Raw genomic sequence first — 15,487 nt, 5'->3', positions numbered from 1 at the left:
GTGGGCCGGACTGGCACCCTTTTTGCCGACCCGGGCCGTTGCGCCCTCGACACTGAGCGCTACATTTTGAAAAACGCCACCGCCCCTGAAAAGGTCAAGAACGCCGCAGCGGTGGTCACCAAAATGATGCGCGCAATGCGACCGTTGTCAGCGCCCAGTCGCTCGGCCAACAAGGACACATTGCTCGCGCTGGGCAAAGCCGCCACCAACACCATCACTTGCAGCGCCAAGGCCGTGATTTGCACACCCAACTGGATGGCCGTCATACCCACCAGCAAGACCAACACCGGATGCAAAACCAACTTGACCAAGGCAATGGGCAAATAATCGGCCACTCGCAAAGGCTCCCCCTCCTGTTCGTGCGCCAACATGGCAGATCGGGCCAACACGGCACCAATGGTGAACAAGGCCACCGGCGATGCGGCGTCCGCCAGCAAATCCACCGTTTTGGCCACGGGCCCCAGCAGCTCCAGGTTCCAAAAAGAAAACGCTGCGCCCAAACTGATCGCCCAGGGCATGGGGTTGCGCAGCACGCCGACCAAGGCCTTTCGAGCGGCCACCGCCGCACCGTGCTCGCCCGCCGCATCCATGCGCGAGAGCGCTACACACAAAGACGAGGTGATCACCAAGTCCACCACGATGGTCACAATGGCCGTGCCCACCGCCTGCGCACCCAGCAAAGCCACCAGCAGGGGCACGCCCATGAAGCCGGTGTTAGGAAATGCGGCCACCAGCGCGCCCAAAGAAGCATCGTTCCAGCGAATGCGGGCGTTCAAACTGATGGCGATGCTGAAACCCACCACCACCAAGGCGCAAAACAAATAGGTGAAAAACACCCCAGCATCGAGCAACTGCGCAATGGGCGTGCCCGACCCGAAGCGAAACAACATGCAAGGCAGCGCAAAAAACAACACAAAACCGTTCAGGCCAGGAATGGCCTCTAGGGGCAAAAGCCGCAGCCGGGCAGCCGCGTAGCCACACAAGACCAGGGCAAAAAAGGGAAAAGTGACACGCAAAATTTCAAGCATGCGTCAATTGTCGGGGTAAACCAGTAGTCACCAGGGCCCACGCCCGTCGCAGTGCGGACAAGTTCATGTCCGCCTGACCGTGACCCGCGACCATCCCTCACCCTCCAAAGGCCGCCCAAGCTTCACCATGGCACACGCCAAGTCAGGCGCTATGATGATCTGCTTTGCCCTGATCGCCCACTTTCCCATGTCAGCCGGACTCAACAACGCCCAACTCGACGCCGTGAACTATGTCTCCGGCCCCTGCCTGGTGCTGGCCGGAGCGGGTTCGGGCAAGACACGGGTGATCACGCACAAGATCGGGCGGCTGATCGAAGCCGGGCTGGAGCCCAAGCGCATCGCCGCCATCACTTTCACCAACAAGGCCGCCGCCGAAATGCGCGAGCGGGCCAAACAGCTCATTGGTCGCGCCGCCAAAGATGTGCTGATTTGCACCTTTCACGCCCTGGGCGTGCGCATCATGCGTGAAGACGGCGCAGTGCTGGGGCTCAAGCCGCAGTTCAGCATCATGGACGCAGACGACGTGACCAGCATCCTGAAAGACTGTGGCGGCACCACCGACGCGGCCACCGCACGGCAGTGGCAATGGACCATCAGCCTGTGGAAAAACATGGGGCTCAATGCCGAGCAGGCCGCAGCACAGGCCCCCGACGACAACGCCCGCGTCATCGCCCGCATCATGGCGCTGTACCAAGAGCGGCTGACCGCTTACCAGAGCGTGGACTTTGACGACCTGATCGGCATGCCCCTGAAGCTGCTGGCCGAGTACCCCGAGGTGCGCGAGCGCTGGCAAGCCAAGATGGGCCATGTGCTGGTGGACGAATACCAGGACACCAACGCCACCCAATACGAGGTGCTCAAACACTTGGTGGGCGAGCGGGCCCGCTTCACGGCGGTGGGCGACGACGACCAATCGATCTACGGCTGGCGCGGCGCGACGCTGGACAACCTCAAGCGCTTGCCGGTGGATTTCCCCCAGCTCAAAGTGATCAAGCTGGAGCAAAACTACCGCTCCACCAGCGCCATCTTGCGGGCGGCCAACAACGTGATCCAGCCCAACCCCAAGCTGTTTCCCAAAACACTGTTTTCAGAACTGGGCGAGGGCGAACCGGTGCGCCTGAACGAGGCGGTGAACGAAGAACACGAAGCCGACCGGGCGATTGCCCGCATCCAATCCATCCGCAGCGGGCATTCGCTCGAATCCAAGCACCGCGAGTTCAAGGACTTCGCCGTTCTTTACCGCGCCAACCACATGGCCCGGCCGTTTGAACAAGCCCTGCGCCGCGCCAACATCCCCTACAAGGTCTCGGGTGGGCAGAGCTTTTTTGACAAGGCCGAGATCAAGGACCTGTGCGCCTGGTTTCGCCTGTGGATCAACAACGACGACGACCCGGCGTTTTTACGCGCCATCACCAGCCCCAAACGTGGCATTGGCCACCAGACGCTGGGGCAACTGGGCACTTTTGCCACGCAATACAAACTCAGCCTGTTCGAGGCCCTGTTTGCCGGCAGCCTGCCCAGCGCCGTCAATGCCCGGGCGGTGGCGGGCTTGCACGAGTTTGGCCGCTATATCAATGACCTGGAGCACCGTGCCCGCCAAACCCTGGGCAAGACCGATGCACTGGCATTCTTATTAGAGTGGCTCAAAGAGATTGGCTACGAATCGCACCTCTACGACGGTGAAGACAACGAAAAAGTGGCCTCAGCTCGCTGGACCAACGTGCTGGAGTTTTGCGACTGGATGGCCGGTCGCTGCGGTGGTGAGATCGACGACGCCACGGGAGCCCAGGCCACAGAGATCAAAAACCTGCTGGACGTGGCACAAACCATTTCGCTCATTTCGACCCTGAGCGAACGGGAAAAAGACCAAAACGTGGTCACGCTGTCCACCCTGCACGCCTCCAAGGGTCTGGAGTGGCCGCATGTGATGCTGGTGGGTGTGAACGAAGGCCTGCTGCCTTTCAAGCTGGGTGACGACGACGCCACCGACGGGGCAAATCAAGAAGGCATTTTGCTGCGCCTGCAAGAAGAACGACGCCTGATGTACGTGGGCATCACCCGCGCCCAGCGCAGCTTGGCGGTGAGCTGGACCAAGCGCCGCAAAAAAGGCCGTGAAACCGTGGCCGCCCTGCCCAGCCGCTTCATTGCCGAAATGCGGCTGGACGAAAACACGGTGCGTGAAGACCCGCGCGAAAAGCTCAAGGCCTTGCGGGCGGAATTTGCCCAACGGGCTGCTGCCGCCGCAGCGGCTGCCAAACCATGACGATCGCACAAGTCCTCTTTCAACGTTTGTTGCTGTGCCTGGCATTGGGGTGGATGGGCCCCATTCAATCGGCACCCCCAGCGTGCCCAGACGCGGCCGACATCAGCGCCTTGCAGTTGCAAGGCCAGTGGCGGGTTCAGCTCAAAGCCCAGGCCCATGCATGGCGGCTTGAACTGAAACCCCATCCCGAACACATCGGAAGCCTGCGCGGCGAATTGGATACCGGGTCGCAACGCTTTGCAGTCGTGGCCGATTGGGATGACGGCGAATTCACCTTGGAAGAATCACACGACGGCCAACGCATCGCCGCCACCTGGCTGGGCAAGCTCAGCCCCAATGGCTGCGCTCAGACCTTGATGGGGGAGCGCGAAACCGCGCAAGGTGTGACGGACTCTTTTGAAATGCGCAGGCCAGTGGCAAAGTAATGCCGTCCGTTTTGGACACAGCGTGGCTTAATGCGCCTTGGTTGACTCACGCAGCACCAGGGTTGTGGGCAACATTTGTGGCTGTGGTTTTTCTCCTGCCATGACACGCAACAAACCATCCACCAATTGGGCTCCCGCAATGTCCATCGGCTGGCGCACCGTGGTCAGGGGCGGAAAGCTGTGCGCTGCAGGTTCCACATCGTCATAGCCCACCACACTGACGTCTTCAGGCACGCGAAATCCACGCTCTTTCAACACGCCCATGGCGCCAATGGCAATCAGGTCACTCGCAGCGACCAAGGCATCAAAATTCAGCCCATGCTGGTCCAGGTGTTTTCGCATCGCCTCTTGAGCATCAAGTGGCGCAAAACTGGTCGGAATATAGAGAGACACATCGGCTTTGATTCCCGCCTTGCGCATGGCTTTGAGATACCCCGCATGGCGTTTTTCAGGTTCTGGCAAGGTTTTGTCGCCCATGAACGCCACACGCTTGCGCCCCAGCGAGAGCAAATGTTCCGTTGCCAAAACACCACCACTCATGTTGTCAGAGCCCACGCTGCAATACAACTGATTGGGCATTTGCGCGCCCCACGCCACAAATGGCAGACGCTGACGCGCCAATTCATTGAGTTGATCATGGTGACCCCACTGCCCGATGACCACAATGCCGCCGACACGACCTGAGTCGTAAAGCGATGAGATTCGATCCAGATGGTCAGCATCGACCCTTGACAACAACAAGTCGTATTGCCGATCCGTCAGGGCGTTGGCCAAACTGCCCAACATGGCCAGAAAGAAGGGGTCAGTGATGTTTTGCTTGTTGGCCGCGTCAAAAGGGATCACCACCCCAATGGTGGTGCTGTCGCCCTTGCGCAAATTCTGCGCCCCCAAGTTGATCGTGTAATTGAGCGAGCGGGCCAACTCGATGATGCGCAAACGGGTTTCTTCGTTGATGAGCGGACTGCCGTTGAGGGCACGCGAAACGGTGGCGGTGGACACTCCCGCCAATCGGGCGATGTCCGCCATCTGAATTTTGCGTTTATCCGGTTCTGCCTTGGCCATTCATCTGTCCCATTCAAGTGGCGTTGATGGTAAATCAAAAAAAAGTCCCTCCCCTTGCGGGTTGGGACTTGGAAGTTTCCTTGGAAGAAACGTACTCAACAAAAAATGGCTGGACTGCTCAATTGACGAACTGCTCAGAGCCCACAATGCCCAGCTTGGTCAGCCCAATGCGCTGCGCACTGGCCATCACCCCCGCCGTCGCCTCGTACTTGGCCTTGGCGTGCGAGCGAATGTGCAGCTCCGGCTGCGGCTGCATCACCGCCGCTTCCTTGAGCTTGGCCTCCAAATCCGCACGGCCCTCCACAGCCTTGCCGTTCCAGTTCACCACACTGGCCGCATCCACATCGATGCGAATCACCACCGGCTCCACCTTCTTGGCCGCGTTGCTGGGCAGCGGCATGTCCAGGTTCACCGAGTGCAACTGCGCCGGAATCGTGATGATCAGCATGATCAACAGCACCAGCATCACGTCGATCAGCGGCGTGGTGTTCATGTCCACGATCACCTCGGGCTCGTCGCTGGCGCTTGTTCCTACATTCATTCCCATTTTGGGCTCCTTGCCTGTGTCTGTTTCAGTTGCTCGGCTCGGTGATGAAGCCGACCTTGGTGATGCCCGCGCGTTGCACCGCGTACATCACCCGCCCCACCGACTCAAAATCACTCTGACCGTCCCCCCGGATCTGCACCTCGGGTTGCGGCTTCATGGCCGAGAACTTCTTCATGCGCTCCAGCAAGTCCGTGCTGTTTTTGATCGGCGTGTCGTACAGGTAAATCTTGCCCGCCTTGTCCACCGAGATGATCACGTTCTCCGGCTTGGTCTCGCGCACCACGTTTTGCTCTTTGGGCAAGTCCACCTTGATGGATGTGGTCACCACCGGAATCGTGATCAAAAAGATGATGAGCAGCACCAGCATCACGTCCACCAAAGGGGTGGTGTTGATGGTGCCGATGATCTCGTCATCGGCTTCGCCTACGTTCATGGCCATGATGGCTCCTTGTGTGCTCGCCCGGGCCGCGTTGCCACCGCCCGGGCGATGGGTTTATTTCTTGGCCGAGCCCAACAGCACCGCGTGCAAGTCAGCACCAAAGGCGTTGACCTCTTCCATCACCGCCTTGTTGCGGCGCACCAACCAGTTGTAGCCCAACACCGCAGGCACCGCCACCGCCAAGCCAATGGCCGTCATGATCAGCGCCTCGCCCACGGGGCCAGCGACTTTGTCAATGGACGCCTGGCCCGACATGCCGATCTTGACCAGCGCGTGGTAGATGCCCCACACCGTGCCAAACAAGCCCACAAACGGTGCGGTTGAGCCGACGGTGGCCAGCACCGCCAGGCCGTCTTGCATGCGGCTTTGCACATTGGCCATGGCGCGTTGGATGCTCATGCTCACCCATTCATTGAAGTCCACCGAGGCCAGCAAGCCGGTGTGCTTGGAGGCGCCTTCCAGGCCTTTTTCTGCAATGAAGCGAAACGCCGAGTCTTGCGCCAAGGTGTCTTTGCCTTGGGCCACGGTGCTGGCGCTCCAGAAGGTCTCCTTGGCCGCCGCCGCTTGCTTCTTCAGTTTGGACTGCTCGGCCAACTTGGTGAAGATGACGTACCACGAGCCCATGCTCATGATGACCAAGATCAGCAAAGTGCCCTTGGCCACAAAGTCGCCCTGCGCCCACAGCGCACCCAGGCCGTAGGGGTTTTCTTCGGCCGCCGCCGCAACGGCGCCTGCCGCAGCGGACGCATCAGCCGCTTGCGCCATCACAGCGCCCGCAAAGAACAGGCTGGCCAACAGGCCTGCGCCCAGGATGAGGTTTTTGGAAGGTTTGAACATGGTGAGGTGCTCCTGCTGTGTTCTTAAAAAAATCGGTTGAATTGGATGGACGTGGGCAAAGCGGGCTCGCTTTACTCCAAACGCCAGGTGTATTTCATGCTGGCCCAGCCCTGCTCGGGCTTGCCGTCTACGGTGGCAGGCTTGAAGGCGCACTTGGACAAGCCCGCACGCGCCGCCTCGTCCAGCCGCCTAAAGCCCGAGGACTTCTCGACCTCGGACTGAATGACCTTGCCGTCTGCGCCCACCAAGAAGCGCAGGCTCACGGTGCCCTCTTCTTCCAGACGACGCGAGGCGCTGGGGTAGTCGGGTTTCTCGCAGTTGGCCGAGTTGACCACGGCAGCCACCCGCACGGGGGGTGCAGGCGGTGCGGGCGCAGGTGCAGGGGCCGCCGGGGCCACTGCAGCGGGTGCAATCGGTGCCGCTTGCGTGGGTGCAGCCGCTGTGACGGCGGCAATGGCGTTGACCGGTGCGGGCGCGGTAACGGCCACATCCACTGGGGGCACGTAGGCCGGGGGCGGTGGGGGCAGGTTCTTGGGCGGCGGCGGTGGCGGCGGTGGGGGAATGTCTGGCTTGGTGTCCTCCAGCAAGACCGCCTCCACAGGCCCTTGAATCTTTTTGACCACTGCACGGGCCAGGCCCGAGCTGATGGCCCAAAAGAGCAAGAGGTGCAACACCACCACCAGTCCCAGCCCCACAAGGTGCTTGGTCGGCTTTCTTTGCCGGCTGGCGTAGTCGTCCATGGTTTCGTTTCTCCTATTTGCTTTGCATCTTGATTTCCATGCAAAACCGCAACAGTTGCCTGCATTTTTATTTTGCGGTTATGCAATCGTTTGCATCATACTTTTTTCACCTTTATTCCAACCTAGGGAAAACGCTAATTCATGGCGATTTTTTGGTGTTGCTACTTTTACACACTAGGGAAAACACTGAACTCATCTGGATTCCACAGTCAAGTTTCGGCTCAAAACCCCTTGAAATGGTTCAATTTTCTTGATCAGGTGGACATCATTTTTGTTCATATGTTGCAATCGTTTTCAAAACCATACAAAATTCGTTTCGTCCGATTTGCAATTTGTTACTGCTGATCAGGATTTCACACTTGGACGCCATGAGTCCTCTTTTTTTGCAAACGTTATCTGGAGACATCCCATGAAAACACATCAACCTCTAACACCCCACAAAGTTGCACTGGCCGCCGCACTCGCCGTTGCCCAAATCGGCATGGCCCATGCGCAAGCCAGCAACGACACACTCAAATTGGACGAAGTCGTGGTGACAGGTACGGCCACTGGAGCCAGCAAGATGAAGCAATCGAGCTCCATCTCCACAGTGGGCGCTGAGCAAATCCTGCAAAACCAGCCCACCAACGCTTCAGACATCTTGCGTTCCATTCCAGGTATTCGCGCCGAATCCAGTGGTGGTGGTGGCAATGCCAACGTGACTGTGCGTGGCTTGCCCATTTCTGCCGGTGGCTCACGTTACGTTCAGTTCCAGGAAGACGGACTGCCAGTGATGCTGTTTGGCGACATCGCTTTCAGCACCCCTGACATGTTTTTGCGTGCTGACAACAGTCTGGAGCGCGTGGAAGTCGTGCGTGGCGGCTCGGCTTCGACCCTGGCCACCAATGCACCTGGCGGCATCGTCAACTTTTTGAGCAAGACGGGCGACGAGCCCGGCGGCAGCATTGGCATCACCACAGGCATCGGGTACAAAGAAAAACGTTTGGACTTTGATTACAGCGGCAAGTTGAGCGACAAGACCCGCTTTTTCATCGGCGGTTACACCAACAACGGCGAGGGCCCACGCCACACCACCGGCAACAGCATCCAAGGCGGTCAACTCAAGGCCAACATCACACAAGAACTGGACAATGGTTTTGTTCGCTTGAACTTCAAGTCCTTGAACGAACAAAGCCCTCTGTTCATGCCTGTGCCGGTCAAGATTGCCAACGGCACCGTCAGCGAACTTCCGGGCATTGACCCGCGTATGGCCAGCATGTATTCGCCTTATTGGGTCAAGGACTTCACACTCAGCAAAAACAACACCTTGGTTGGCACCGATGTGAATGATGGTCTGCGCGTTAAACAGAATTCATTTGGCGTTGAGGCCGATCTGAAACTGGCTGGTGGCTGGAAGTTGAGCGAAAAATTCCGTCACTCCGCCATGTCCGGTCGCTTCGTCGGTTTGTTTCCGGCAGATGACGTGAAAGCGGCAGCCGTCGGCACCCAATACGCCACAGGCCCCAATGCGGGTCAACCTTACACGGGCAATGCATTCACCAACACGGTGTTCAATACCTCCATGGACGACATGGGCAGCACCACCAATGATGTCAAGTTGAGCAAGTCATTTGCGCAAGCCGATGGTTCCAAGTTGAACACCACCTTTGGTTTGTTCATGAACGTTCAAAAAGTCGGTTTGACCTGGAACTTCAACCAGTACCTGATGCAGGCCACTGATAAAAATCCGGCTTTGCTGTCCAACGCATCCACCACGGCTTATGGTTCAACTGCTTTGGGTACCGATGTCTGGGGTGGTTGCTGCACACGCGCCATTGACGCCACTTACAACACCACATCACCCTATGCCGTCATTGGCTGGGAAAAGGGTGCCTGGTCGCTGGACGGCAGTCTGCGTCACGACCAACAAGTGGCAACGGGCTCGTACAACCAGGCCGTGGACAACACATTTGCACCAGGCAATGCCAAGACCATCAACTACACAAAGAACCACACCTCTTACTCGTTTGGAGGCAACTACCAACTGAACAAGGACTTGGCCTTTTTTGCACGCCTGAGTGAAGGTGTGGCTTTCAACGCCGACCGCATCATGTTCGGCTCTGCCGCCGTGCCCATGGCCGGTGGCGCAGGCGTGGTGCCCATCAACACCGTCAAGCAACTCGAAGGTGGCGTGAAATTGCGCAATGGCAACTTGAGCACCTTCGTGACCCTGTTCCAGGCCAAAACCGATGAAAGCAACTTTGACGCGACCACCCAAAAGAGTACCGCGAACAAATACGATGCCAAAGGCGTTGAAATTGAAGCCGGCTACAAGATGGGAGCCTTTCGCATCAATGGCGGCTTGACACTGACCGACGCCAAAATCGTCAGCAGCGGCTTGACACCGAACCGCCAAGCCAAAGTGGTCTATCAACTCAGCCCAACCTACACCTCGGGCGCCCTCACTGTGGGTGCTGCGGTGGTCGGCTCCACCAGTGCCAAGGATGCACAAGGCACACCTTACGAAGCCACATTGCCCGCCTACACTGTGGTCAACGGCTTTGCAAGCTACGCCATCAGCAAAGACTTGACAGCAACCTTCGGTGTTTACAACTTGACCAACACCCTGGGTTACACCGAAATCAACGACGGCCGCATGGCCGCACGTTCGATCAATGGCCGCTCTGCCAAAGTGGGTCTGAAGTACAACTTCTGATCCTCATCACACCAGACCCTCAAACGGGGTTTGGTGTTTTCAGTCCAGCTTGAAGACCGCCATGATGGCGGTCTTTTTTTGTCGTTCGCACATTCAAATTTCAGCCTGAGTTGAAGGCCATAAAAAAAGCCGAAGTCAAACTCCGGCCAAGGTTTTGATTGGCGTGTATTGCTCAACACACGCCTGCAGACAAGGGCTACATCATCACGAACTTCTGCTCACCCACCACCGAGCTGTAGACCATCACCCCGGTTTTGGCATGCAGATTGACCTCCAAGCGGGCGTAGTCGACACCCGCTGTCCACAAGAGTGTCAGCAGATGATCCGCCGATGAGGCGTGACTGAAAACCCCGTTGAACGCAGCATGTTGATTGCGCAGGCGAATCAGGTCGATCAGCTTCGACACCACAGGTGCCTGAAGTGCACTGAGGACTTCTTCGCGATCGTAGTAGTGGCGGTTGATGTCACGTCCAACCTGTGTGCGGGCCAGCAAATCCATGTCGTTGTGTCCTGCGAGCAGGCCCACGTAGTACACCTGCGGCACGCCCGGCACAAAGAACTGAATGGCACGCGCCACCAGATAGGCGGCCTCGTTGCGCCCCATGGCGTCAAAGAAAGTGCAGTTCACCTGGTACAGATCCAGGTTGGAGGCCGCAGCCCCCGTTGCCTGACGGCTCTGGTTTTTTGAATTGCAATGCATGCGCTCGACCAATTCGTCAAGTTCTGCCGGTGGCACCAGCCCAGGGTTGTGGGCACGGTCGGCGGCGTCTGCCCCTATGTCGATGATGCCGATGCCGTCGTGCGTATCGAGCACCGTGATGGCATTGTTGGGGCGCTGATCCAGCCAGGCTCGCAAGGGGGCGCTGCGGCCAAACTCCATCGCGTGAAGCACCAGTGGCGGCAAGGCGAAGTCATAGACCCAGTCCACTTGCCGGGCGATCTCCATTTGGCGCTTGTAGTACGAGTGAATTTCCACCAACACTTCCAGCCCCAGTTCACGACCGCGCTTGGCAAAAGCTTTGATGAATTCGAAAGTCTCGGGCATCATGAAACAGTTGGCGCCAGCCTTCTTGATGGCATAACCCACCGCATCAAGCCGCACCATGGTCACACCACTTTGCGACAGTTTTTGCAAGATGGATTCAAGGTATGCCTGCCCAGCAGGCGTGTGCACATCGATGTCAATTTGTTGCGGTGTGAAGGTGGTCCACAGCAATCGCCTCTCTCCATTGGCCAGCGTGGTCATCGAGAAAGGCATGCCCGGACGTGGACGGTACACCGCCAACAAGTCTTGCTCGGTGGCTCCGTCTGGGAACACCGATTGCATGGTCAAGAAAAGTCCATCGTATTCAGAAGCGCTGCCCTTTTGGGAGTAGTCCAAAAATTGTGGTGATTCGCACGACATGTGGTTCACGATCACATCGGCCATCACATCTGCGGTGCCACTCAGTCGTTTGATGTCATCCCAATCACCCAGACGATCGTCCACACGGTTGTGATCAATCGGGTCAAAACCGGCATCTGCGCCGTCAATTTTGTAAAAAAACGGCAAGAGATGAATCCCGCCAAATACACCGGCCAAAGGGCCATCCAGCAATTCTTGTAACTGGGGCAATGTCGTGCCGCCAAAGCGGTCAACGTAGGTGATCAATTGAACCTTGTTTTTCATACTTCAAACATTCACAAAACACAGACTGGGAAACACAGGCATAAGCAGCACATCAGTCGGGCACCTTGACCCGCAAGGTGGCCACTGCGGCGCAAATCATCAACACGCCAGCCGTCATCAACACATTGCGCGGATCACCGCCAAACACACCGTCGTACATCAGTGACATCAAACCAGCACCGATGAGCAAAGGAATCACGATGAACATGTTAAAAATGCCCATGTACACCCCGGTGCGCTCTGGGGGTACGCTGCGGGCCAACATGACATACGGGTTGCCCATGATGCTGGCCCAACCCAAACCCACGCCCACAGCCGGCAAAAAGAGCCACGCATACGAATCGATCTGCGGCAGGAACCACATCCCCAAACCCGACAGCGTCAAGCAAACAGCGTGTACTTTGGGCGCACCAAAGCGCTGCGTGTAACGCACCATGAGCAAAGCGGTTATGAATGAAACCAGGTTGTAGAAGGCGCCCACCTCTCCATTGACCAAAACGGCATCGCGGAATCCCGTGCTGGTCGGGTCGTTCGTGCCAAACAAGGAGCGGGCGATCGAATACGCCACATACTGCCAGTACCAGCCCATGGCCATCCACTGGAACAGCTTCATCCAGGCCATCTGGCGCATAGGCGTCGGCATCTCACGGATGGCATCCCAAATTTCGATGAGCGTTGCTGACAGTCCTTGCTTTTGGGAGGCCAATTTGGCCTTTTGCTCGGAGGACAAGGGCAACTCTGGCACCCGCCAAATGGACCAAAACATGGTGGTAACCGAGATCAACGCACCAATCATGAAGGCAAAGAGCGTGATCTGCGGGATGTGGTTGTCACCAACTGCATCCTTGTTCATGCCCGACCAAACCAACAACGAAGGGGTGAGGTAAGCCAGCGTTTGAGCCAATCCAGTGAATGCACTTTGAATGATGAAACCATGCGCGTGTTGATCTTTGGGCAAGCGGTCCCCTACATAAGCCCGATAGGGTTCCATGGCGGTGTTGTTGGCCGCATCCAATATCCACAACAAGCTTGCCGCCATCCACAAGGCTTGGCTGTAAGGCATGGCCAACAAGCACAATGAACACACAATGGCGCCTATCAAAAAGAAAGGCGTGCGTCGACCAAAACGCGATGTGCAGCGGTCGCTCATGGCCCCCACGATGGGTTGCACCAGTAAACCCGTGACGGGTCCAGCCAAACTCAACAAAGGCAGCGCCGCTTCGTTGGCCCCCAAGTAGCTGTAAATCGGCCCCATGCTGCTTTGCTGCAATCCAAAGCTGAACTGCAGCCCCAGGAAACCGATGTTCATTTGCACGATCTGCCAGATCGTCAAACGGGGAAGTGACATGTTCAATGGAGTGGTCATCAAAATTGAATAGGTGGCGTGCAACGCATGCACTGGAACTGATTGTGGCAATTTACCCGCTATTGCAATCGATTGCAATAGGGTTTCACCTGATCACCCATCAACGCACCATGGTCCGAAGGGACTTGCTCGCGCCAATCAAAAAATAGCGCCTGTACTCACAAGCCAGACGCCCATCTGGCGCTGGCTTGCAAGCAGATCAACGGGCCAACAAACCCCACAAGCTGGCCAGCTCCATCGCCAGGGGATCACCCTGCACGGCTGCCAGTTGCTGACGTGCTGCGTCTTTTTGGCCCGCTTTGATCAGGCTGATCCCATAGTGCAAGCGCAGCTCATGTTCACGGCGCAAACTGCCCAAGACCAAGGCTTTCGCATAAGCCGAATTGGCCGCCGTCCAGTTTTGCTGTGATGCATACACATCCCCCACCCCGGCCCAAGAGGCACTGTCCTTGGCTGATTTTTCCAATTGCGCAAAAGTGAGCTCGTCCTCTTGCGCCTTCTTTTTCGCTTCTGTGCGCAGTTTGGCATGAGCAGCACCGTCTGCGCCTTGTCCCAAAACACCCGCGTCAAACCCCTTGGCCAACACCCTCAGCGCCTCGGAAGGCAGGCCCGCTTTGAGCGCCTGTTGGGCCATATCGCTGTACTCAACAGCCTCTTCCAAGTTGTCAGTTTGCTCAAGCAATCGGTACAAATCGAGTTCTAGACGCGGGTTCAAATTGGGCTGCTGCGCCAGCCGCTGGATCACCTCGGCCCAATAGGCTTTCGAAGGATAGGCCTCCAACAAACGGCGCAATGTGGCTTGGTAACCTGCGTTGTCCTTGAGCTGGCGGTAGCTCACAGCCAGCATGCGCAACTCCTGCTCGGGCGTCTTAACCCCGGCCGAAGCGTCAAGACGCAACTTTTCGAGCATCTCAGCCACCACCTGCTGGTGCTCACCCATGACCGACAGGGTCTGAATCATCACCACACGGATCACGGGTTTGGAGCCGCCACTTTCGATGTATTGACGAGCCCACTTGACCACCCGTGCGTTGTCTTTCTTTTGCTGCCCAGCGTTCATCAGCGATTCGAGCATCGGCAACCGGTCAGCCACAGGCACCTCAGGTGACGCGACCAGAAACTCGAGTGACTCAATGGCCACATCCCAATTTTGGGCACGCAGCGCCACCACGGCCTGGGTACGCAACACAACAGCCCGCTCGGCAGGGGTGAGCTGCGCCACCGCCAACGCTTGACGAGTCAGATTCAAGGCCTGATCGGGCTGGTTGTTCTTGAGGGCTTCTTGGGCGGCTGCAAGAGGCTTGTGCACTTCAGCACGAATCGAGCCCGTCGCTTGGGCTGAGACGGAAGAGACGAAAAACAAGAGTCCGAAAACAAATGACAAGGGTTTAACAAGTTGGCAAGGACCGTACGGTGTGATTTTCATGGGTGCAATTCTCCTTGCATGATTGTGAACAGAAAGTGCGTGGCAAGGCCTGTCTGACTTCGTTTGGTAACCAAATTGAACCCTGCTTTTTTTCCGATCTCAATGCATGCCCATTTGCTTCAAACGCAGACACTGCACCCGTCAAAATACAATGAGCTTTGATGCTCTGCGTCTAGAAATCAAACAAAAGGACCATTCGACCATGGACGACTACGCCAGCCGGCAAAGCAAGCCAACCAAGCACCTTGTGGGACTGGGGCTGGTGGTGGTGTTGCACCTCTTGCTCTTTTGGGCCATCAGCTCGGGTCTGGCCCGCACTGTGGCCAAAAAAATCCAAGGCCCTGTCGAAGCGGTCTTGTTGCAAGAAACCAAGCCGGACATTCCACCGCCCCCGCCTCCTCCACCCCCACCRCAGGCACCGCCACCGCCAAGCCAATGGCCGTCATGATCAGCGCCTCGCCCACGGGGCCAGCGACTTTGTCGATAGACGCCTGACCCGACATGCCGATCTTGACCAGCGCRTGGTAGATGCCCCACACCGTGCCAAACAAGCCSACAAAMGGTGCGGTCGAGCCCACAGTGGCCAGCACCGCCAGGCCATCTTGCTGGCGGCTTTGCACCGTACCCATGGCCCGCTGGATGCTCATCGTCACCCAGGTGTTGAAGTCCACATTGCCCAGCAAACCCTCGTGTTTGGAGGCGCCCTCCAGGCCTTTTTCGGCAATGAAGCGAAACGGGCTGTCGGCCTCCAGCGCATCGGCCGCTTGGCGCACCGAGCCTGCAGACCAGAAGTTGGCCTGCGCTGTTTGGGCAAAGCGGTGCAGTTTGGATTGGGCGGTGAATTTGGTGAAGATCACATACCAACTGCCCATGCTCATGAGCACCAAAACCAGCAGCGTGCCCTTGGCTACTGCATCACCTTGCGCCCACAGTGCGCCCAGGCCATAAGGGTTGTCTTGCGGGGCCGTCGCCGGGGCAGGCACCAGACTG

The 15,487-nt window shown here is 57.6% G+C and carries 13 protein-coding genes; 3 read left to right on the top strand and 10 right to left on the bottom strand.

The window, feature by feature from the left end:
• Positions 1 to 59: 59 nt before the first annotated feature.
• Positions 60 to 1,028, bottom strand: coding sequence for an AEC family transporter (locus tag AMM41_RS20485; RefSeq protein ID WP_089963649.1), 969 nt, complete (start codon positions 1,026 to 1,028; stop codon positions 60 to 62).
• A 187-nt stretch (positions 1,029 to 1,215) separates the two neighbouring features.
• On the opposite strand from AMM41_RS20485, the gene AMM41_RS20480 reads away from it, so the two are divergent.
• Together AMM41_RS20480 and AMM41_RS20475 are read left to right on the top strand one after the other, a co-directional pair.
• Positions 1,216 to 3,291, top strand: coding sequence for an ATP-dependent helicase (locus AMM41_RS20480; RefSeq protein ID WP_089963677.1), 2,076 nt, complete (start codon positions 1,216 to 1,218; stop codon positions 3,289 to 3,291).
• A complete protein-coding gene (locus AMM41_RS20475) occupies positions 3,288 to 3,716 on the top strand; it encodes a hypothetical protein (RefSeq protein WP_089963647.1) in 429 nt (142 codons plus the stop codon). Before AMM41_RS20480 ends, AMM41_RS20475 begins: the two co-directional genes overlap by 4 nt.
• A 27-nt stretch (positions 3,717 to 3,743) precedes the next feature.
• Here the strand turns inward: AMM41_RS20475 and AMM41_RS20470 are convergent, their stop codons facing one another.
• The 5 genes from AMM41_RS20470 to AMM41_RS20450 all read right to left on the bottom strand — a co-directional run bounded on the left by AMM41_RS20470 (position 3,744) and on the right by AMM41_RS20450 (position 7,341).
• Positions 3,744 to 4,778 carry a LacI family DNA-binding transcriptional regulator gene (locus AMM41_RS20470; protein ID WP_228769382.1) on the bottom strand — a complete coding sequence of 345 codons (1,035 nt, stop codon included), beginning with the start codon at positions 4,776 to 4,778 and terminating at the stop codon, positions 3,744 to 3,746.
• 118 nt (positions 4,779 to 4,896) lie between these two features.
• Positions 4,897 to 5,325 carry an ExbD/TolR family protein gene (locus AMM41_RS20465; RefSeq protein ID WP_089963646.1) on the bottom strand — a complete coding sequence of 143 codons (429 nt, stop codon included), beginning with the start codon at positions 5,323 to 5,325 and terminating at the stop codon, positions 4,897 to 4,899.
• 25 nt (positions 5,326 to 5,350) lie between these two features.
• Positions 5,351 to 5,764 carry an ExbD/TolR family protein gene (locus AMM41_RS20460; protein WP_089963644.1) on the bottom strand — a complete coding sequence of 138 codons (414 nt, stop codon included), beginning with the start codon at positions 5,762 to 5,764 and terminating at the stop codon, positions 5,351 to 5,353.
• A 54-nt stretch (positions 5,765 to 5,818) separates the two neighbouring features.
• Positions 5,819 to 6,601, bottom strand: a complete 783-nt coding sequence (locus AMM41_RS20455; RefSeq protein WP_089963642.1) for a MotA/TolQ/ExbB proton channel family protein — start codon at positions 6,599 to 6,601, stop codon at positions 5,819 to 5,821.
• Between the two features lie 71 nt (positions 6,602 to 6,672).
• Complete coding sequence (locus AMM41_RS20450) at positions 6,673 to 7,341, bottom strand: energy transducer TonB (RefSeq protein ID WP_089963640.1); 669 nt, start codon at positions 7,339 to 7,341, stop codon at positions 6,673 to 6,675.
• A gap of 409 nt (positions 7,342 to 7,750) precedes the next feature.
• On the opposite strand from AMM41_RS20450, the gene AMM41_RS20445 reads away from it, so the two are divergent.
• Positions 7,751 to 10,036, top strand: coding sequence for a TonB-dependent receptor (locus tag AMM41_RS20445; protein ID WP_089963638.1), 2,286 nt, complete (start codon positions 7,751 to 7,753; stop codon positions 10,034 to 10,036).
• A 196-nt stretch (positions 10,037 to 10,232) separates the two neighbouring features.
• Here AMM41_RS20445 and gtfA read toward each other — a convergent pair whose 3' ends face one another.
• From gtfA to AMM41_RS20425, 4 genes are all read right to left on the bottom strand, one after another.
• On the bottom strand, positions 10,233 to 11,705 hold the full coding sequence (gene gtfA, locus AMM41_RS20440; protein ID WP_089963637.1) for a sucrose phosphorylase: 1,473 nt from the start codon (positions 11,703 to 11,705) through the stop codon (positions 10,233 to 10,235).
• A 52-nt stretch (positions 11,706 to 11,757) separates the two neighbouring features.
• Entirely contained in the window at positions 11,758 to 13,053 is a 1,296-nt protein-coding gene (locus tag AMM41_RS20435; protein ID WP_089963635.1) for an MFS transporter, read from the bottom strand.
• A 217-nt stretch (positions 13,054 to 13,270) separates the two neighbouring features.
• Positions 13,271 to 14,497 carry a hypothetical protein gene (locus AMM41_RS20430; protein ID WP_194944908.1) on the bottom strand — a complete coding sequence of 409 codons (1,227 nt, stop codon included), beginning with the start codon at positions 14,495 to 14,497 and terminating at the stop codon, positions 13,271 to 13,273.
• A gap of 296 nt (positions 14,498 to 14,793) precedes the next feature.
• On the bottom strand, positions 14,794 to 15,487 hold a 694-nt coding region (locus AMM41_RS20425), incomplete at its 5' end, for a MotA/TolQ/ExbB proton channel family protein (RefSeq protein WP_194944907.1).

Origin of the sequence: Limnohabitans sp. 2KL-3, from assembly GCF_001269405.1 — a bacterium.
GTDB lineage: Bacteria > Pseudomonadota > Gammaproteobacteria > Burkholderiales > Burkholderiaceae_C > Limnohabitans_A.
This window is presented reverse-complemented; position numbering and strand designations above follow the sequence as displayed.

What these genes read in the sequence shown, in the direction of transcription:
- AMM41_RS20470 (WP_228769382.1), bottom strand. Translation starts at nt 4,778, where the DNA reads ATGGCCAAGGCAGAACCGGATAAACGCAAAATTCAGATGGCGGACATC.
- AMM41_RS20435 (WP_089963635.1), bottom strand. Translation starts at nt 13,053, where the DNA reads ATGTCACTTCCCCGTTTGACGATCTGGCAGATCGTGCAAATGAACATC.
- AMM41_RS20455 (WP_089963642.1), bottom strand. Translation starts at nt 6,601, where the DNA reads ATGTTCAAACCTTCCAAAAACCTCATCCTGGGCGCAGGCCTGTTGGCC.
- AMM41_RS20485 (WP_089963649.1), bottom strand. Translation starts at nt 1,028, where the DNA reads ATGCTTGAAATTTTGCGTGTCACTTTTCCCTTTTTTGCCCTGGTCTTG.
- AMM41_RS20475 (WP_089963647.1), top strand. Translation starts at nt 3,288, where the DNA reads ATGACGATCGCACAAGTCCTCTTTCAACGTTTGTTGCTGTGCCTGGCA.
- AMM41_RS20450 (WP_089963640.1), bottom strand. Translation starts at nt 7,341, where the DNA reads ATGGACGACTACGCCAGCCGGCAAAGAAAGCCGACCAAGCACCTTGTG.
- AMM41_RS20465 (WP_089963646.1), bottom strand. Translation starts at nt 5,325, where the DNA reads ATGGGAATGAATGTAGGAACAAGCGCCAGCGACGAGCCCGAGGTGATC.
- AMM41_RS20430 (WP_194944908.1), bottom strand. Translation starts at nt 14,497, where the DNA reads ATGAAAATCACACCGTACGGTCCTTGCCAACTTGTTAAACCCTTGTCA.
- AMM41_RS20445 (WP_089963638.1), top strand. Translation starts at nt 7,751, where the DNA reads ATGAAAACACATCAACCTCTAACACCCCACAAAGTTGCACTGGCCGCC.
- gtfA (WP_089963637.1), bottom strand. Translation starts at nt 11,705, where the DNA reads ATGAAAAACAAGGTTCAATTGATCACCTACGTTGACCGCTTTGGCGGC.
- AMM41_RS20460 (WP_089963644.1), bottom strand. Translation starts at nt 5,764, where the DNA reads ATGGCCATGAACGTAGGCGAAGCCGATGACGAGATCATCGGCACCATC.
- AMM41_RS20480 (WP_089963677.1), top strand. Translation starts at nt 1,216, where the DNA reads ATGTCAGCCGGACTCAACAACGCCCAACTCGACGCCGTGAACTATGTC.